The following is a 17,092-nucleotide window of genomic DNA, read 5'->3' on the forward strand; positions in this document are numbered from 1 at the left end:
AGAGGGGGAGGGGGAGAACGAGGGAAACGACGGAGCTCCGGCCTCCTAACTCCCCGCCAGCTCCAGCACCTCGTCCTCGCCCACCCGCCGGCCGGTCGGGCGCCAGCCGAGATGCCGGTACACCGCCGAGGCGCGCAGGTCCGGGTCGGGAGACGCACAGAGCCAGATCGGGGAGCAGCCCTGGTCTTGCAGCCAGGCCACCGACAGCTCAAGCAGCCGCCGGCCAATCCCGAACCCCTCGTAGCAGGGCCGCACCGCCAGCACCTCGACCTCGCCGTCGCTGCGGTCGGCCATGGCGAATCCCACCACCCGGCCGTCGGCCTCGCAGAGCCAGCCCTTCAGTTCGGCGGAGAAGCGGGGGATCAGGCTCTCTACCGTCACGCCATACTGGCGCTTCAGACGCTCCGGCGTGATCGCGTTCTCATTGGTGGTGAAGCGCATCTCCAGGGCGGCGGAGATGTCCGCCACGGTCATCTCGCGGAAGCTCAGCGGTGGCGGCGCGAACTGACCGCCATCGGCGCGCCAGAGATAGCGCACGTCCGGCGTCTTCTCCTCGTTGCCTTGGCCATCGGTGACCTCCACCGCACGGAAACCATGGCGCTCGTAGAACCGGCGGGCGGGGAGGTTGCGCTGGAAGGCCCAGAGCTGGAGCTGCTCAGCCGCCGCCTGGGCTCGGCGGACCAGCTCGGAGCCGATGCCGCGGCGTCCGTGGCTCGGCAGCAGGTACAGGTGCTCGATCCAGTCGCCGGCCGCACTCACCGCCATGTAGCCGACAATCCCACCATCCTCCTCGGCGACCGTCACCCGGCCGTCGGGCAGCAGCCGGTTCTCCACGAACCAGAGGTCCGCGGCAGGGGTGTGGATGTCGGGGAGCCAGGGCATCGCCGTTCGCATGGAGCTGCGCAGGATGCGGGCGATGGCCGGGGCGTCGGAGGCGAGGGCAGGCCGATAGTTAATCATGCCTGCCCTCGCTCTCGGGTCGGTTTACTCGGTGCGGCCGAACACGCGTTTGAAGATCGTGTCCACATGCTTGGTGTGGTAGCCGAGGTCGAACAGCCCGTCGAGCTGATCGGCACTGAGGGCGTCGGTCACTTCCTTGTCGGCGCCCAGCAGGGTGCGGAAGTCCTTGCCCTCCAGCCAGACCGGCATGGCGTTGCGCTGGACCAGGCGGTAGGCGTCCTCGCGGCTCACCCCGGCCTGGGTCAGCGCCAGCATCACCCGCTGGCTGTGGATCAGGCCGCCGAGCTTGTCCAGGTTACCCTGCATATTTTCCGGATAGACGATCAGCTTGTCGATCACCCCAGTCAGACGGGCCAGGGCGAAGTCCAGGGTCACCGTGGCGTCCGGACCGATCATCCGCTCCACCGAGGAGTGGGAGATGTCGCGCTCGTGCCACAGGGCCACATTCTCCATCGCCGGGACCACGGTCATGCGCACCAGCCGGGCGAGACCGGTCAGGTTCTCGGTCAGCACCGGGTTGCGCTTGTGCGGCATGGCGGACGAGCCCTTCTGCTTCTCGCTGAAGAACTCCTCGGCCTCGCGGACCTCGGTGCGCTGGAGGTGACGAATCTCGGTGGCCAGACGCTCGACCGACGAGGCGACGACGCCGAGCACGGCGAAGAACATGGCGTGGCGGTCGCGCGGGATGACCTGGGTCGAGACCGGCTCGGCCTCCAGGCCCAGGGCCTTGGCCACATGCTCTTCGACGAACGGGTCGATATTGGCGAAGGTGCCGACCGCTCCGGAGATGGCGCAGGTGGCGATCTCCTTGCGGGCGATCACCAGACGCTCGCGGCAGCGCTGGAACTCGACGTGGTGGGAAGCCAGCGTCACGCCGAAGGTGGTCGGCTCGGCATGGATTCCGTGGCTGCGGCCGACCTTGACCGTGTTCTTATGCTCGAAGGCCCGGCGCTCCAGGGCGGCGAGCAGGGCGTCCACGTCCTCGATCAGGATGTCGGCGGCGCGGGTGAGCTGCACGGCCAGGCAAGTGTCCAGCACGTCGGAGCTGGTCATCCCCTGGTGGACGAAACGGGCCTCCGGCCCCACATGTTCGGCGAGGTTGGTCAGGAAGGCGATGACGTCGTGCTTGACCTCGGCCTCGATGGCGTCGATGCGGTCGACCTCGAAGGCGCCGCGCTCCCACACGGCCTTGGCGGCCTCCTTGGGGATCACGCCGAGTTCGGCCTGGGCGTCGCAGGCATGGGCCTCGATCTCGAACCAGATCCGGAACTTCGATTCCGGCGACCAGATGGACGCCATTTTCTCGCGGGAATAACGCGGGATCATGCGGGTAGGACTCCGGTGGCGGATATGAAGACAGGGTCATATCATCCGGCCCCGCCGGAGTCACCTGAACGAAGCCGGCCTGCTGCCGGCATGCGGAGGAAACGAGACGATGAAGGTCAACGGAACCCATTACCGCCCGATCTGGCAGGCCGCAGACGGTGATGCTGTGGAGATCATCGACCAGACGAAGCTGCCGCACGCCTTCGAGACTCTGCGCCTGTCCTCCATGGCCGACGCGGCGCATGCGATCAAGGCGATGCTGGTGCGCGGCGCGCCGCTGATCGGGGCGACCGCCGCCTGGGGCCTGTGGCTGGCGATGCGCGAGGATGCGTCGGATGGCAACCTGGAGAGCGCTTACACCACGCTGATGGCGACCCGGCCGACGGCGGTGAACCTGCGCTGGGCGCTGGATGCCGGCCGGGCGAAGCTGGCGCCGCTCGCCCCCGACACGCGCGTTGCCGCCGCCAAGACCTTCGCCGAGCAGGTCTGCGACGAGGATGCCGAGCTGAACCACGCCATCGGCCGCCACGGGTTGGAGATCATCCGCGAGATCGCCGCAAAAAAGCCGGGTCAGACGGTCAACATCCTCACCCACTGCAACGCCGGCTGGCTGGCGACGGTGGATTGGGGAACCGCGACCTCGCCGATCTATCAGGCCCATGACGAGGGCATCCCGGTGCATGTCTGGGTCGACGAGACCCGGCCGCGCAACCAGGGCGCCTTCCTCACCGCCTGGGAGCTGAACAACCACGGCGTGCCGCATACGGTGATCGTCGATAATGCCGGCGGCCATCTGATGCAGCACGGCAAGGTCGACATGGTCATCACCGGCACCGACCGGGTGACCTCCAACGGCGATGTGGCCAACAAGATCGGCACCTACCTGAAGGCGCTCGCCGCTCATGACAACGGCGTGCCGTTCTACGTGGCGCTGCCCAGCCCGACGATCGACTGGACGTTGGACGACGGCATGAAGATCGAGATCGAGGAGCGCTCCGGCGAGGAGGTGACCAAGATCCCGGGCCGGCTGGATGACGGGACGCTCGTGGCGGTGACGATCACGCCGAAGGGTTCGCCCGCGGGCAACCCGGCCTTCGATGTGACGCCGGCGCGGCTGGTCACCGGCCTGATCACCGAGCGCGGGGTATGTGCCGCGACCCCGTCCGGCCTGCTGTCGCTGTTCCCGGAGCATCGGGCCGCGGGGGAGTAGGGGGGGCCGCTCCCGGCTCCGCACGCTCCTCAAAGCTCCACACACTCCCCGGATTCATTCCGGGGCAAGGGTGGGGCCAACACCGATCGTTTGGGACTTGGGAGTTGATGCCCGGGCAGAGCGACACGTTTGCCTAGCTGCTTAGGCAATCTCTTCGGCGACCACGCGAGCGGAAGTCTCGCCCCGGAATAAATCCGGGGAGTGGGAGAGAGGGCCTTGGACCGTTTTCTGCGTCCTCAACCACCTTCCACACTCCCCGGATCTATTCCGGGGCCCACGGGTGAGCGTGTCCCAGGCTCTCGGGGCAAGCGCTCCGTCGCCCGCGCAGGCTGACGGGTGGGCCCCGGAATAATCCCGGATTTAATCCGGGACGGGGAGTGAGGTTAGGTTTGAGCGCCGGTCGCCATCACTCACCCCCCCTCACCCCCAAGAGCCGGGGTCCGCGCGTTGGCGGGGCCGGGTGCGGCCTTGGGGGTGGCCGCGCGGACGGGCCTCGGCGGGACCCCGGCAGGAAGGCGGGAAGACCGGCTTCCGCCTCTCCCACCCACCCCATGGAACCCCCAGGCGCCGATTCCGGCATCCCCGCGGCCGCTGGCGAATTGACCCGCGGCCCGTCGGCCCTATCCTCGCAGGAAGGCAACACGAGGACCGACCATGCGCCGTATCCTGCTCGCCCTGTCCGCCGCCCTGTTCCTCGCCGCCGGCCCGGCCGCCGCGCGCGAGACCCTGACCATCGGGGTGAGCCAGTATCCCTCCACCCTGAACCCGATGATCGACGCGATGCTGGCCAAGTCCTACGTGCTGGCCGCCACCCAGCGTCAGCTCACGGTGGAAGGCCACGACTGGGAGACGGTCTGCCAGCTCTGCGTCAAGCTGCCGAGCCTGGAGGACGGCGATGCCGAGACCTTCCCATCCAAGACCGAGGAGGGCGAGCCGGTCACCGGCGTGCGCAAGACCTACGAGATCCGCGAGGACGCGTTCTGGGCGGACGGGACGCCGGTCACCACCGACGACGTGCTGTTCGCCTGGGAGATGGGCCGGAACCCCGAGACCGGGGTCGATACGCTCAAGGCCTATCAGGATGTGCTCGACATCCAGGTGCACGGCCCCAAGCGCTTCACCATCGTCGACCGCAAGCTCGACTATCGCTACCACTCCATGGGCGATTTCGCGGTGATGCCGGCCCATCTCGACCGCCCGGCCTTCGCCGAGCCCAAGGAATACCGCAACCGCACCCTGTACCAGACCGACCCGACCAATCCGGGCCTGTGGAACGGGCCGTACCGGGTCGCTGAGGTGCAGGTCGGCAGCCAGATCGTGCTGGCCCGCAACGAGTTCTGGAAGGGCACGCCGCCGGCCTTCGACCGGGTGGTGATCCGCGCCATCGAGAATACCTCGGCCCTGGAGGCCAACCTGCTCTCGGGCTCCATCGACATGATCGCCGGCGAGAGCGGGCTCGCCATCGACCAGGCCATCGCCTTCGAGAAGCGCCACGGCGAGACCTACACCGTGCTCTACCAGCCGGGGCTGATCTACGAGCATCTGGACGTCATGCTGTCCAACCCGATCCTGGGCGAGCTGAAGGTGCGCCAGGCCCTGCTGCACGCGGTCGACCGGGAGGCGATCAACAACCGCCTGTTCGCCGGCAAGCAGCCGGTGGCGACCGGCTCGGTCAACCCGCTGGACTGGACCTACACGACCGAGGGCGTGCCCACATACCCTTACGACCCGGACCGGGCGGCGGCCCTGCTGGAGGAGGCGGGCTGGACGCCGGGGCCGGGCGGCATCCGGGTGAACGGGCAGGGCCAGAAGCTGTCGATCTCGCTGATGACAACCGCCGGCAACCGCACCCGCGAGCTGGTGCAGCAGGTGCTGGCCGATTACTGGAAGCGGGTCGGGGTGGAGACCGTCATCCGCAACGAGCCGCCGCGGGTATTCTTCGGCGAGACGGTGTCAAAGCGCCGTTTCAGCGGGCTCGCCATGTTCGCCTGGCTGTCGGCACCCGAGCACCTGCCGCGCACCACTCTGCATTCGGAGTCGATCCCGACCGAGGCGAACAACTGGGGCGGCCAGAACTACACCGGCTATGCCAGCGAGGAGATGGACCGGCTGATCGAGGCCATCGAGGTCGAGCTGGACCGCGAGGAGCGCGGCGCGCTCTGGGCCGATCTGCAGCGGCTCTACGCCACCGACCTGCCGGTGCTGCCGCTGTATTTCCGGGCCGACAGCTACATCCTGCCCAAATGGCTGGAGGGCGTGCGGCCGACCGGGCACAAATACACCACCACCAACTGGATCGAGGACTGGCGGGTGGCGGAATAAGAAGAAGACAAAAAAAGGGGGAAACGAACCGTGACGGGGGAGCGGGACAGACCGGACGAGGATGCCTCGGCCGGGCCGGAGACATCACAACCGGGGGCCGACGAGACGGCCGACACGGCGGACGCGGGGGTGCCCAGGGCGGCGGTCGTGGTCACGGACGTGCCGGAGGCCGGGGTCGGGCATCCGGTGCTGCGCCGGCTCTACGCCTATTGGGAGGGCAAGCGGGGGGAGCGGCTGATGCCGGCGCGCTCGGATCTCGACCCGCTGGAGATCCCGTCGCTGCTGCGCCACCTGATCCTGCTCGACGTGACCCACGACCCGCTGCGTTTCCGGGTGCGGCTCTACGGCACCGAGGTCGCCGACCTGCGCGGCCGCGACCTGACCGGCCGCTACCTGTACGAGGGGGCGGCCACCAGCATCGGCGAGACCACCCGCCCCTGGAACCTGGCCACGGTGAAGACCCGCCGCCCGCATTACGTGACCGGGCCCTACGAGGACATCAGCGACGGACGGATCGGCACCTTCTACCGCCTCGGCCTGCCGCTCTCGGAGGCGGGGGAGCGGGTCGACATGCTGATGATCGGGCTGGTGCGGGAGTGGGAGGCGGATTAGGCCGCCCGGGGCTGCGACCAGGCGTCGCGCAGGAAGACCGTAAGGTCGGTGCCGGCCATCTCCAGACCCATGCGGTTGAGGAGCGGATAGAGCAGGGTGCTGACGAATCCCCGGTGGTACGTGGCATGGTTGACCAGATGCAGCAGGATGTCCTGCCGGCTCATCGCGCCCTCGCCGCCGCCGACGAAGGTGAAGCGCACCACCTCCTCCAACTCGGCCTCGCTCCACCGGCCGGCGAGATCGACGTAATGGTCGTCCATCGCCCGCAGCCGCCGGGCGACCTCCGCGAAGGGAAGCGGCTCGGCCCGCCTTCGGGCGGTGAAGCCATGGGTGCGGCCCTCCAGATGGGCGCGGAAGATCTCCTCCACCACCAGGATATGGTCGAAAGTGCCGGAAATGGTGGCGAACAGGGTATCGCGGGTCGCGGCGATCTCGGCCTCGGGGAGGAGGGCGGCATTGTTCAGCATCACGTCGTCGGCCCATTGCATATAGGCCGTCATGCGCTGGACGAGGGCACGATCGGTCATGGCATCGCTCCTTGGCTGCGGGCAATTAGCGGCGGCCGAGCCGTGCAGGGCAAGCAAGACATTGTCGTAGGGACAAGTCGGCGCTGAACCGACTCAGGTCACGTATACCGCCTGAAACTCCCCTCCACCTTCACCGTCCCGGTCTGGGACACCACGACGATGCAGAGCAGGAAACTGTCGATCGTCTGGCCGTCCCGGGCAAACGGCAGGATCAGGCGGTCGTAGCGCAGCTCGCTGGCGCCGTCGCCGATCGGGAAGACGCGCTGGGAGAAATGCGGGACGCGGGCGGCGAGGATCTCCTCGTAGGTCTGCAGCGCGGTGGTCAGGTAGGCGTCGCGGTACAGCTCGTGGAAGGTCTTGCCGGTCGGGTCGCGGCCGGCGCGCTCGACGATCTCGGTGCCGGCCAGGCGGTAGCGGAACGAGCGCTCCACCGTCGCCGCGTCGGCCAGGTCGTCGTCGCCGGCCACCGCGTCTTCCGACACTCCGTCGGTCCACTGTCCGTCGATCCGCTGCCCGCCGACCACGTGGCAGGGTTCGATCACGGCGATGCGGGGCAGCATGGCGGGGTAGTCCAGCGGCTCGAAACTCTCGCGCGAGGGCAGGCCGTCCTGGGGTTTCTCGGCATACCAGAAATCCAGCAGGGCCCGGTGATCCGGGTGCTGGACGGCGGCGAGGGCGGCCACGTCGGAGGCGTAGTTTCGGGTATCGCTCATCGTGGCCCTAACCCTTACAGGCGCCCCCTCGGCATGGAAGCGGAGGCGGGTCGCGGCGATGGAGCCGCCCGGCCCTGCGGCGCGCATCGCCTGCAGGCCCGGCGGTAGGCACCCGTCCGGTACGGTCAGTCAGCCTGTTACGAGGGGAAGGGGCTGCCCGATCAGTCCGCACGGCCATTGCGCACGATTATCCCCCCGAGCCTCGCATCCTATGGTCGGAGAATGAAGAATCCGTTTACGCCGCCCGGCCGCACCGGTGTCGTGCCGCTCCCGCCCGGTATGCTGCCATTCCCCGGATTGTCGCCCGCGCGCGGCCTCTGCTAGCGTCCGTGTCCCTTCAACCGGTCCTTGGCAGGGAGCGCGTCATGACCATCACCTTCTACGATCTGTGCGGCAGGAACGGGGCGCGGTTCAGCCCCTATGGCTGGCGGACCCGCATGGCGCTGGCCCATAAGGGGCTCGGCTACGTCCTGGAGCTGGTCAAGTTCACCGAGAAGGACAAGATCGCCTTCACCGGCCAGAAGCTGGTCCCGGTGATCAAGCACGACGAGACCATCGTGGCCGACAGCTTCGCCATCGCCTGCTTCCTGGAGGACACCTATCCGGACGCACCGTCGCTGTTCGGCGGAGAGGCGGGCCGGGGCATGGCCAAGGCCATCAACGGCTTCGTCGACCGCATGGTGCAGCCGCTGATCGCGCCGCTGATCGTCGCCGACGTGTTCGACTGCGTGGACGACACCTGCCGGGAGTATTTCCGCACCTCGCGCGAGCAGCGCTTCGGCATGACACTGGAAGAGTTCCAGTCCAAGCGCGACGAGAAGGTCGCCGCCTTCCGCACCGCGCTGGAGCCGATCCGGATGGTGGTGAAGGATCAGCCCTTCATCGGCGGCTCGGCCCCGACCTATGCCGACTACATCCTGTTCGGCTCGATGCAGTGGGCGCGGCTGACCTCGACCTTCCAACTGGTGGAGGGGGACGATCCGATCCATGCTTGGTTCGAGCGCGTGCTCGATCTCCATGGCGGCATCGCCCGCGAGGAGCCGATCGCGGCGAAGGCCGCCTGAACCAGAAAAAGCCGAAATCCGGAGGAAACCGCATGCCGCCCGTCCTGCCGCCGCCGCGCCTGACCCTGCCCGCGCCCGACCAGCTCTCGCCGGAGCAGCGCCGCATCCATGACGAGATCGCCGCCGGCCCGCGCGGCAAGGTGCAGGGGCCGCTGGCGATCTGGCTGACCTCGCCCGACCTGGCCGACAAGGCGCAGCAACTCGGGGCGTTCTGCCGCTACGGCTCGTCCCTGGAGCCGCGGCTGTCGGAGCTGGCGATCCTGGTGACCGGCCGGGTCTGGGGGGCGCAGTTCGAATGGACCGTGCACAAGCCGATCGCGCTCAAGGCCGGCCTATCGGAGGCGGTGGTGGAGGCGATCCGCACCCGCCAGACCCCGCCCTTCGAGAAGGAGGACGAACGGGTGGTGCACGACTTCGCCCAGGCCCTGCACCGCAACCGCAAGGTGACGGACGAGCTGTACGCCGAAGCGGTGAAGGTGCTGGGCGAGCGGGGGGTGGTCGATCTGGTCGGCATCCTCGGCTACTACACCCTGATCTCCATGACCCTGAACGCGTTCAACGTCCCGCTGGAGGGCGATGCCCAGCCCGAACTGGACTGACGCGACATGACAGGACCTGACGCCACGTAACCTGACGGAGGAGGCGGCGATGCTGGCAGCGGAACTCACGGCGATCGGACCGGCCCATGAGGTGGTCAAGGCGGTGGACGTGTCGGCGCCAGGCGCGCCCGGCCCAGACGAGATCGTGGTCACCCTGTCCGCCTGTTCGATCAATCCGGCCGACCTGCTGCTGATCGAGGGCAAGTACGCCACCCAGCCGGAGGTGCCCTCGCGCCTCGGGATCGAGGGGGTGGGGACGGTGGAGGCGGTCGGCTCGGAGATCGACCACCTCGCCCCGGGCGACGTGGTGCTCAGCCTCGGGCGCACCAACTGGGCGCACAAGGTGGTGCTGAAGGGCACCCAGGCGGTGAAGCTGCCGGCCGATATCGATGTCGAACAGGCGGCCATGCTGAAGGTGAACGGCGCCACCGCCTATCGCATGCTGAAGGACTATGTGGAGCTCGCCCCCGGCGACTGGGTGATCCAGGATGCCGCCAATTCCGGGGTCGGCATCAACCTGATCCGGCTCGCCGCCGCCGCCGGAATCCGCACGGTCAACGTCGTGCGCCGTCCGGAGCTGATCGAGCCGCTCATGGACCAGGGCGCCGACATGGTGGTGGTCGACGGCCCCGACCTGATGCGCCGGGTCCATGACGCCACCGGCGGCGCGGAAATCCGGCTCGGTATCGACGCGGTCGCCGGCAGCATGGTGTACCGCATGGCCGACTGCCTCGCCCCCGGCGGGGTGATCGTCAATTACGGCCTGCTCTCCGGTAAGCCCTGCGAGATCAGCGCCGACCACCTCGTGTTCAAGGGGCTCAGCCTGACCGGCTTCTGGCTCGCCAAGGTGGCGTCCGGCATGGCCTATGACGACATCGCCGCCATGTACCAGGCCCTGGCCGAGCGCATCCAGGACGGGACCCTCGTCGTGCCGGTGGAGGCGCGCTACCCGCTGGAGCAGATCGAGGCGGCCATGCGCCATGCCGGTACCTACGGACGCGGCGGGAAGGTGCTGCTGCGGCCGAACGGCTAGACGCATTTCGACACGCAATTGCCACTAGACGCCCTGTGGTTTTAACGCCAATATTTTTCACAAAGAACTAACTAATTTTCATCTGACCCGTCTGACAATCTGCCGGGTGTGGCGTTATGGAATCGAGAAAGATCGTCTCGGCGCTGTCGGCGTTGGCGCAGGAAACCCGACTGGGGATCTTCCAACTGCTGGTCCGGGCGGGGCCCGCGGGGCTGTCCGCAGGTGTCATCGCCCGTGAGCTCGGCGTGGTCGCGTCGACCCTGTCCCATCACCTGGGGCTGTTGGAGCAGGCCGAACTGGTGCGTTCGGCCCGCAGCGGCCGGCATGTGATCTACAGCTGCGACCTGGAGGGGGTGCGCACCCTGGTCCGGTTCCTCAGCGAGGATATCGTGACGCCGGAAGCCACCCTGGGCTGCGCCGCCGAGTAGGCGGCGGCGCTTGACGGTTTCGGCGCCTTAACCTTGTATTGACGGGTTTCTGCGACACTTAATCGCCATGACCCACGACCCGGCCAACAGCGCCCCACGCGGCACCGAAGAGACCGAGATCGAGCTGCCGGCGGAGCTGTGCGGCGCCGCCAAGCTCGGTCTGCAGGTGTTCGGCTTCGTGTGCCTGGCGGTCGGCATCGCCGGGGTGATCCTGCCGGGACTGCCGGGGACCGTGTTCCTGCTGATCGCGCTCTGGGCGTTCTCGCGGTCGTCCCACCGCCTGCATCTCTGGCTCTACAGCCATCCGCGTTTTGGCGCCGGCCTGCGGGCATGGCACCGCCACCGGGTGATCCCGACCCGGGCCAAGATCGCCGCCGTGGCCGCGATGACCCTGGCCGCCGGCCTATTGATCGCCGCCTTTCCGGGCAATGGGTGGATACCGGGCATCAGCATCGCGGTGATGATCGCGGTCGCCGCCTGGATCGTCACCCGCCCCGGGCGCATCGCCGATCCGGGCTGAGAGCCCTTCCGTCGGGCTGGCCCGCGGACTTCACATCCGTTAAACCCTTCGCCACCGGCCGATCCGTCGGCGCGGCCATGCTCTGGACGGAAAGAAAGTCTGATCCGAAATGCCACCGCGCCGCAGACGCTCCAAACCGACACCCATGAAGAAGGGCCGGATCCCCGCCAATGCCGGCCCGGTCGATGTCGAGATCGAGACCGTCGGCGGTCGCGGTGACGGTGTGGGCTCCGCGACGGTGAAGATCGGCTATGACGAGCGCGCGCGGCTGGTGTTCGTCCCCTTCACCCTGCCGGGTGAGCGGGTGCGCGCCCGGCCGGTGGCCGACCGGGGCGAGGGCGTGGCGGCCGAGCCGCTCGAGCTGCTGTCGACCGCCGAGGACCGGGTCGATCCGGCCTGTCCGCATTTCATGACCTGCGGCGGTTGCGCCCTGCAGCACTGGCGCGACGAGGCCTATCAGGAGTGGAAGGTCGCCCAGATCCGCCAGCACCTGTCGCGGGTCGGGATCGAGGATTACCCGATGGCGCCGCTGGTGACCGCCGAGCCCGGCATGCGCCGGCGCGCCGATTTCGCCGTGCGTCGCCTGTCCGACCGCACCGTGCTGGGCTTCCATGAACGTGGCGGCAGCAAGATCGTCCCGCTCGACACCTGTCCCGTGCTCACCCCGCCGCTGCAGGCGCTGCTGCATCCCGTCAGCGACCAGATGCACCACGTCCTTCAGCCCGGCGAGGGGGCCGACGTCATCGTCAACCATCTGCATACCGGGCTGGACATGCTGGTGGTGTTGCCGCGCAGCCCGAGCCTGGAGGAGCGGGAGGCCTGGGCCGAGTTCGCCGACACCGAGGGCTTGGCCCGGCTGTCGACGCGCATCGCCGGCGACCCCGATCCGACGCCGGAGCCGATGTCGGGCCGGCGGGCGGCGACGATCCGTCTGGGGGCGGTGGACGTGACGCCGCCGCCGGGCGCCTTCCTGCAGGCGACCGCCTCCGGTGAGACGGCGATCCAGGTCGCGGTGTCCCAGGCTGCGCGCAACGCCAAGCGGCGGCTCGATCTGTTTGCCGGCATCGGCACCCTCTCGCTGCCGCTCGCGGCCGACGGGCCGGTGCTGGCGGTCGATGGTGACGCGGCGGCGATCCAGGCGCTGCGATCGGCGGCGGATGCGGCTGGTCTGGGTACCGCCCGGCTGAAGACCGAGACCCGCGACCTGTTTAAGCTGCCCCTGGAAGGGGGCGAGCTGGACGGGTTCGACATCGCCGTGTTCGACCCGCCACGGGCCGGCGCCAAGGCCCAGGCCGCCGCCCTGGCCGCGAGCGGGATCCCGACGATCGTCGCGGTGTCCTGCAACCCGGCGACGTTCGCCCGGGACGCGGCGGCTCTGGTCGAAGGCGGGTATGCGCTGGAGCGGCTGGTGCCGATTGACCAGTTTCTCTGGTCTCCCCACATCGAGCTTGTCGCCGTCTTCCGGCGCTGACGCCTCACCGACCCAAGGAGTTCCCATGGCCGCCACCCGCGAGGAAACCGACAGCCTGGGGGCGGTATCCGTTCCCATCGACCGGTACTGGGGGGCCCAGACCCAGCGCAGCCTGGAGAACTTCCCGATCGGCGGCGAGCGCATGCCGATCGCCCTGATCCATGCCTTCGCCCTGCAGAAGCAGGCGGCGGCCCGCGCCAACCGCCGGCTCGGCAGCCTGGAGGCGGAACTGGCCGAGGCGATCGAGGGAGCCGCCGCCGAGATCGCCGAAGGGCGCCACGATGCGGAATTTCCCCTGGTGGTCTGGCAGACCGGTTCCGGCACCCAGACCAACATGAACCTGAACGAGGTCATCTCCAACCTGGCGAACGAGAGCCTGGGCAGCGCGCGCGGCACCAAGCGTCCGGTGCATCCCAACGACCATGTGAACCGGGGCCAGTCCTCCAACGACAGTTTCCCGACCGCCATGCATATCGCCGGGGTGCGCGAGATCCATGCCCGCCTGCTGCCCGGCCTGCGCCGCCTGCACAAGGCGCTGGCGGATAAGGCGGAGGCGTTCCACGACATCGTCAAGATCGGCCGCACCCACCTGCAGGACGCCACGCCCCTTCGCCTGGGCGACGCGGTGGGCGCCTGGGCTTTCCAGGTGGAGACCGGCATCGCCCGGGTGGAGGCGGCCCTCCCACGCCTGTCGGCGCTGGCCCAGGGCGGCACGGCCGTCGGCACCGGGGTGAACACCGAGCCGGGCTTCGCCGACGCCTTCGTGGAGGAACTTCGGGCGCTGACCGACCTGCCGTTCACCTCGGCCCCGAACAAGTTCGAGGCGCTGGCGGCCCATGACGCCATGGTGGAGATGTCTGGCGCGCTGAACACCGTGGCCGCCTCGCTGATGAAGATCGCGAACGATGTGCGCATGCTCGGCTCCGGCCCGCGCTGCGGCATCGGTGAGCTCATGCTGCCGGCGAACGAGCCCGGCTCCTCCATCATGCCCGGCAAGGTCAATCCGACCCAGGCCGAGGCGCTGACCCAGGTCTGCGCCCGAGTGATGGGCAACCACACGACGATCACCGTCGCCGGTGCGACCGGGCATTTCGAACTCAACGTCTTCAAGCCGGTGATGGCCGATGCCCTGCTGCAGTCGATCCGGCTGTTGGGCGACGCCGCGGCAAGCTTCTCCGAGCGCTGCGTGGAGGGGATGGAGGCCGACCGGGATCGCATCGCCGACCTGCTCGGCCGCAGCCTCATGCTGGTTACCGCGCTGGCCCCGCAGATCGGCTACGACGCGGCCGCCAAGATCGCCAAGAAGGCGCACGAGGACGGCACCACCCTGAAGGAGGCCGCCCTGGCGCTGGAGCTGGTCTCCGGCGCAGATTTCGACCGTTGGGTCCGTCCGGAGGCGATGCTGGGTCCGCAGGGATGAATGACGCCGGCGCCGATCCGGCCGCACCGCGCAAGCGGTCCGTGATGATCGCCGGGCATGCCACCAGCGTGTCGATGGAACAGGCGTTCTGGGATCTGCTCGCCACCTTCGCCGAGGCGCGCGGCGTGTCCCTCAACACCCTCGTGACGGAGATCGACCGGACCCGCACGGCCAACCTGTCCAGTGCGATCCGGGTCTGGGTGCTGCGGGAATGCGCGCGCCGGGCCGGCCTTGAGAGCGACCGGGCGGGTTAGACCACGAAGTTCAGCAGGCCGTTGCTCTGGGGCAGGATCGAACCGATCTGGCTGGCCAGCGCGCTCTCGGCGTTGAAGTTCGAGTTCACGCTGAAGCCCTGGGCCTCCAGATCCTTCTGGATCAGATAGCGCTCGATGAACTTGCGGGCCTCGTCGGTGAATTCGATCGGCTTCAGGAAGTCGCCGGCGGTGCCGCCTTCGCCTTCGATCGCGATCTTTTCCTGGCTGATGATCTGCTTCTGGATGTTCAGCGCGTAGCTCTCCGCCTTCAGGCGGCCCAGGGTGCCCTGGGCGACGAACAGCGCATCGTTCAGGGCGCTAACCCGCGCGGTGTCGTCGCCGGCCGTTGCCGCCACATAGTCGAAGCCTTCCAGCGCGGTGCGGAAGTTCGTCTCGAATGAGGTCTGGGCGTCGATCGTGAGCGTCGAGCCGAGGGACTCCAGCGCCACCTTGATGTCGTTGGCGAACTCCCCGAGCAGGTTCTTGCCGTCCTTCGAGGCGCCGGCGATCAGGCTGTCGAGTTCGACCCGGAGTTCGCGGACCTGGCTGTCCAGTCGGCCGCGCGGATCGGCCTCCTCCAGCGCGAAGGCGATAACCGTACGGTCTCGCTTCAGCTGGGAGGTGAGATCCTGCAGCGCCGGCTTCAGGTCGTCGTCGAGCTGGGTGACCAGGGCCTCGCCGGCGGCCGCGTCCGCGATCGAGGCGGGCAGCAGGTCGCGGATCGAGGCCGAAAGGTCGCCGCCCTCGGCCCGGGCCTGGACACCGGCGGCCACGGTGTAGTTCACGGTGCCGTCGGCCAGCAGGTTGTCCAGGGTCACCGAATTCCCGCCGCTGCTGACCGTGCCGGGCGTGTTGATGAGCTGGTCCAGTTCGCCGAGGCGGGCGGTATAGTAGGCATTGATCTCGGTGAGGTCGGCCCCGTCCTTCTGGGCGTCCTTGGCGAGCTGCCGGATGTCGCCGAGCACGCGCTCGATCGTGGTCGCACGCTTCAGGCCGTCGTCGATCGACAGCAGGCCGTTGCTGAGCGACTGGGTGTCGAGCTCCACCGCGAAATCGATGTTGTTCAGGGCGTTGGTGATGCTGACCACGTTGATCGCGGTCTGCCGTTCCGACGTCTTGAAGGCGGCGTTCGCGGTGTCGAAACTCGTGTCGGCGGCGTCGATGTCGGCCGACCGGGTTGCATAGGTCGCGCCGTCCACGGCGTCGCGCGCCGCCTGCAGATCGGTCAGGAAGCCGGCAAGGTCGGTGGACCGGGTGATGGCCCTGGTGCCGTCGCTGGCGACCTGAGTATTGATTTCAGCCGCTGTGGCGTCGGTTCCGGCCGGCAGGGCGCCGCCGGTGCCGTTGCGCAGCAGGTTCTGGGTCTGGCCTGTCTGCGGATCGTAGAAGGTCGCCGTGTTGATGAAACCGTCGTCGCCGAGGATCTTGTCGGCGTAGTCGACGTATTGGGCCTGCAGCTTGGCGAACGTTTCCTCATCCTCCGCATTGCGCATCTTGGCGGAGATCTTGTCGAGTTCGGTCAGCACCGTCCGGGTGTTCTGGGATGCCTGATTGGCGACGGCGACCAGACCGCGCTGGCGCAACAGGTCGGGCAGGGCCGCCTGCTGAATTGGGATTTCCGCGGCGTTGACGCCGGCCGGGTCAGTGATCGCGTCCAGATCGGCATAGGCGGTGCGGGTCGCCTCGAGCTGCGTGACGATGGAATTGATCGCCTTCGTCGCCGCCGCGATTGCCGAGGAGCCGCCCGAAATCGCCGTAAGATCCGCCTCCAGCTTCTGCAGCCGGCTGCGCTCGGAGGCCGAGCTCGAGCTCAGCTTGAGGGAGCTGAGATCCAGACCCTTCTCGACCAGGGACGCCTGTTTCTCGACCGACTGGTTGGCGATCTGGGGCGGCAGGTTCAGGGCGTCGGTGACGATGGCCCGCAACGCGGAATCGCCCAGGATCTGGAAGGTGTTATCGACCGAGTTGATCCGGCGCAGGAAGAACAGCGCATCGCGGGCGGCCGAGTTCTGCTGGCCGAGGCTGCGCTCGAACTGGACGGTCAGATACTTGTCGATGACCTGCGACTGCTCGCTGGACAACTTGAGCTTCTTGACGCCGTATTCGGTGGTGTCGAGAAACTTCGCCAACTCGCCGTAGCGGGTATCCGCCAGTCGGTTGGCGAAGGAGTTGATGTCGTCCGGATCGCTCTCGATGACCTTGCGAATTTTGCCGATATTGTTGATGTCGGCATCGAGGCCGAAAGCGGTCAGAACGAACTGCAGCGTATCGCGGTCGCCGAGCAGTTCCTCCACATCGTCCAGCTTCGCGGCGCCCGACTTGAAGTCGGAGATGGCGGCCTGGACATCTTTCCGATCAAGAAAGGTTTGGCGGGCGGCAACCTGATCGCGCTCGTAGCTGCGCCAGGCGGCAATCGCCGACATGCTGGAACCGCCACCATACGCAGCGCCGAGGAGTCCACCACCACCTCCGGCGGCGCCTCCTAGAATGGCCGATGCGGCTGCGAAGTTCGTCACGGCGGAAAACTCCTGTTTTTGCCGTAGGTTCGGGCCAGACACCCGATCCGGTCGTTTCTCGACCACCGTGCACTATACGCGTCTCGCTGTTTTCCCTCAACGAGATTTACGGTTCGG

The 17,092-nt window shown here is 68.1% G+C and carries 16 protein-coding genes; 11 read left to right on the forward strand and 5 right to left on the reverse strand.

Annotated features, from left to right (window positions below; translation table 11 throughout):
- Nucleotides 1-45: 45 nt before the first annotated feature.
- Both ACOQOP_RS03155 and purB read right to left on the reverse strand, forming a co-directional pair.
- Nucleotides 46-960 (reverse strand): GNAT family N-acetyltransferase, encoded by a 915-nt coding sequence (locus ACOQOP_RS03155; protein ID WP_420564863.1) that lies wholly within the window; start codon nucleotides 958-960, stop codon nucleotides 46-48.
- 24 nt (nucleotides 961-984) lie between these two features.
- Nucleotides 985-2,286: an adenylosuccinate lyase gene (purB, locus tag ACOQOP_RS03160; protein WP_420564864.1), complete on the reverse strand. Its 1,302-nt coding sequence runs from the start codon at nucleotides 2,284-2,286 to the stop codon at nucleotides 985-987.
- Between the two features lie 109 nt (nucleotides 2,287-2,395).
- Between purB and mtnA the strand changes: the two genes are divergently transcribed.
- From mtnA to ACOQOP_RS03175, 3 genes are all read left to right on the forward strand, one after another.
- Entirely contained in the window at nucleotides 2,396-3,496 is a 1,101-nt protein-coding gene (mtnA, locus tag ACOQOP_RS03165) for an S-methyl-5-thioribose-1-phosphate isomerase (protein ID WP_420564865.1), read from the forward strand.
- A gap of 654 nt (nucleotides 3,497-4,150) precedes the next feature.
- Nucleotides 4,151-5,818 (forward strand): peptide ABC transporter substrate-binding protein, encoded by a 1,668-nt coding sequence (locus ACOQOP_RS03170; protein WP_420564866.1) that lies wholly within the window; start codon nucleotides 4,151-4,153, stop codon nucleotides 5,816-5,818.
- Nucleotides 5,819-5,848: 30 nt separating this feature from the next.
- Nucleotides 5,849-6,430, forward strand: coding sequence for a PAS domain-containing protein (locus tag ACOQOP_RS03175; RefSeq protein WP_420564867.1), 582 nt, complete (start codon nucleotides 5,849-5,851; stop codon nucleotides 6,428-6,430).
- Here ACOQOP_RS03175 and ACOQOP_RS03180 read toward each other — a convergent pair.
- The gene (locus ACOQOP_RS03180; protein ID WP_420564868.1) at nucleotides 6,427-6,957 is read right to left on the reverse strand and encodes a DinB family protein; all 531 of its coding nucleotides are present in this window, start codon (nucleotides 6,955-6,957) and stop codon (nucleotides 6,427-6,429) included. The two genes, ACOQOP_RS03175 and ACOQOP_RS03180, sit on opposite strands and share 4 nt — an antisense overlap.
- A gap of 98 nt (nucleotides 6,958-7,055) precedes the next feature.
- Nucleotides 7,056-7,670, reverse strand: coding sequence for a PAS domain-containing protein (locus tag ACOQOP_RS03185; RefSeq protein WP_420564869.1), 615 nt, complete (start codon nucleotides 7,668-7,670; stop codon nucleotides 7,056-7,058).
- Between the two features lie 365 nt (nucleotides 7,671-8,035).
- On the opposite strand from ACOQOP_RS03185, the gene ACOQOP_RS03190 reads away from it, so the two are divergent.
- The 8 genes from ACOQOP_RS03190 to ACOQOP_RS03225 all read left to right on the forward strand — a co-directional run bounded on the left by ACOQOP_RS03190 (nucleotide 8,036) and on the right by ACOQOP_RS03225 (nucleotide 14,459).
- The gene (locus tag ACOQOP_RS03190) at nucleotides 8,036-8,734 is read left to right on the forward strand and encodes a glutathione S-transferase family protein (protein WP_420564870.1); all 699 of its coding nucleotides are present in this window, start codon (nucleotides 8,036-8,038) and stop codon (nucleotides 8,732-8,734) included.
- A 32-nt stretch (nucleotides 8,735-8,766) separates the two neighbouring features.
- Nucleotides 8,767-9,333: a carboxymuconolactone decarboxylase family protein gene (locus ACOQOP_RS03195; RefSeq protein ID WP_420564871.1), complete on the forward strand. Its 567-nt coding sequence runs from the start codon at nucleotides 8,767-8,769 to the stop codon at nucleotides 9,331-9,333.
- Between the two features lie 49 nt (nucleotides 9,334-9,382).
- Nucleotides 9,383-10,366, forward strand: coding sequence for a zinc-dependent alcohol dehydrogenase family protein (locus tag ACOQOP_RS03200; protein WP_420564872.1), 984 nt, complete (start codon nucleotides 9,383-9,385; stop codon nucleotides 10,364-10,366).
- 116 nt (nucleotides 10,367-10,482) lie between these two features.
- Entirely contained in the window at nucleotides 10,483-10,794 is a 312-nt protein-coding gene (locus ACOQOP_RS03205) for an ArsR/SmtB family transcription factor (protein ID WP_420564873.1), read from the forward strand.
- A gap of 67 nt (nucleotides 10,795-10,861) precedes the next feature.
- Nucleotides 10,862-11,314 (forward strand): YbaN family protein, encoded by a 453-nt coding sequence (locus tag ACOQOP_RS03210; RefSeq protein ID WP_420564874.1) that lies wholly within the window; start codon nucleotides 10,862-10,864, stop codon nucleotides 11,312-11,314.
- Nucleotides 11,315-11,459: 145 nt separating this feature from the next.
- Nucleotides 11,460-12,785 (forward strand): class I SAM-dependent RNA methyltransferase, encoded by a 1,326-nt coding sequence (locus ACOQOP_RS03215; protein ID WP_420564875.1) that lies wholly within the window; start codon nucleotides 11,460-11,462, stop codon nucleotides 12,783-12,785.
- Nucleotides 12,786-12,810: 25 nt separating this feature from the next.
- Nucleotides 12,811-14,205 carry a class II fumarate hydratase gene (gene fumC, locus ACOQOP_RS03220; RefSeq protein WP_420564876.1) on the forward strand — a complete coding sequence of 465 codons (1,395 nt, stop codon included), beginning with the start codon at nucleotides 12,811-12,813 and terminating at the stop codon, nucleotides 14,203-14,205.
- Complete coding sequence (locus ACOQOP_RS03225) at nucleotides 14,202-14,459, forward strand: ribbon-helix-helix domain-containing protein (RefSeq protein ID WP_420564877.1); 258 nt, start codon at nucleotides 14,202-14,204, stop codon at nucleotides 14,457-14,459. Before fumC ends, ACOQOP_RS03225 begins: the two co-directional genes overlap by 4 nt.
- On the opposite strand, the gene ACOQOP_RS03230 is transcribed toward ACOQOP_RS03225, so the two are convergent.
- Nucleotides 14,456-16,882, reverse strand: a complete 2,427-nt coding sequence (locus tag ACOQOP_RS03230) for a DUF1217 domain-containing protein (protein WP_420564878.1) — start codon at nucleotides 16,880-16,882, stop codon at nucleotides 14,456-14,458. The genes ACOQOP_RS03225 and ACOQOP_RS03230 overlap by 4 nt on opposite strands.
- Nucleotides 16,883-17,092 lie beyond the last annotated feature (210 nt).

Source organism: Thalassobaculum sp. (genome assembly GCF_965223715.1).
Lineage (GTDB): Bacteria > Pseudomonadota > Alphaproteobacteria > Thalassobaculales > Thalassobaculaceae > Thalassobaculum.

Coding starts and splice junctions, on each gene's coding strand:
- purB (WP_420564864.1), bottom strand. CDS start 2,286: ATGATCCCGCGTTATTCCCGCGAGAAAATGGCGTCCATCTGGTCGCCG.
- ACOQOP_RS03205 (WP_420564873.1), top strand. CDS start 10,483: ATGGAATCGAGAAAGATCGTCTCGGCGCTGTCGGCGTTGGCGCAGGAA.
- ACOQOP_RS03230 (WP_420564878.1), bottom strand. CDS start 16,882: ATGTCGGCGATTGCCGCCTGGCGCAGCTACGAGCGCGATCAGGTTGCC.
- ACOQOP_RS03210 (WP_420564874.1), top strand. CDS start 10,862: ATGACCCACGACCCGGCCAACAGCGCCCCACGCGGCACCGAAGAGACC.
- ACOQOP_RS03225 (WP_420564877.1), top strand. CDS start 14,202: ATGAATGACGCCGGCGCCGATCCGGCCGCACCGCGCAAGCGGTCCGTG.
- mtnA (WP_420564865.1), top strand. CDS start 2,396: ATGAAGGTCAACGGAACCCATTACCGCCCGATCTGGCAGGCCGCAGAC.
- ACOQOP_RS03180 (WP_420564868.1), bottom strand. CDS start 6,957: ATGACCGATCGTGCCCTCGTCCAGCGCATGACGGCCTATATGCAATGG.
- ACOQOP_RS03155 (WP_420564863.1), bottom strand. CDS start 960: ATGATTAACTATCGGCCTGCCCTCGCCTCCGACGCCCCGGCCATCGCC.
- ACOQOP_RS03195 (WP_420564871.1), top strand. CDS start 8,767: ATGCCGCCCGTCCTGCCGCCGCCGCGCCTGACCCTGCCCGCGCCCGAC.
- fumC (WP_420564876.1), top strand. CDS start 12,811: ATGGCCGCCACCCGCGAGGAAACCGACAGCCTGGGGGCGGTATCCGTT.
- ACOQOP_RS03215 (WP_420564875.1), top strand. CDS start 11,460: ATGAAGAAGGGCCGGATCCCCGCCAATGCCGGCCCGGTCGATGTCGAG.
- ACOQOP_RS03190 (WP_420564870.1), top strand. CDS start 8,036: ATGACCATCACCTTCTACGATCTGTGCGGCAGGAACGGGGCGCGGTTC.
- ACOQOP_RS03200 (WP_420564872.1), top strand. CDS start 9,383: ATGCTGGCAGCGGAACTCACGGCGATCGGACCGGCCCATGAGGTGGTC.
- ACOQOP_RS03170 (WP_420564866.1), top strand. CDS start 4,151: ATGCGCCGTATCCTGCTCGCCCTGTCCGCCGCCCTGTTCCTCGCCGCC.
- ACOQOP_RS03185 (WP_420564869.1), bottom strand. CDS start 7,670: ATGAGCGATACCCGAAACTACGCCTCCGACGTGGCCGCCCTCGCCGCC.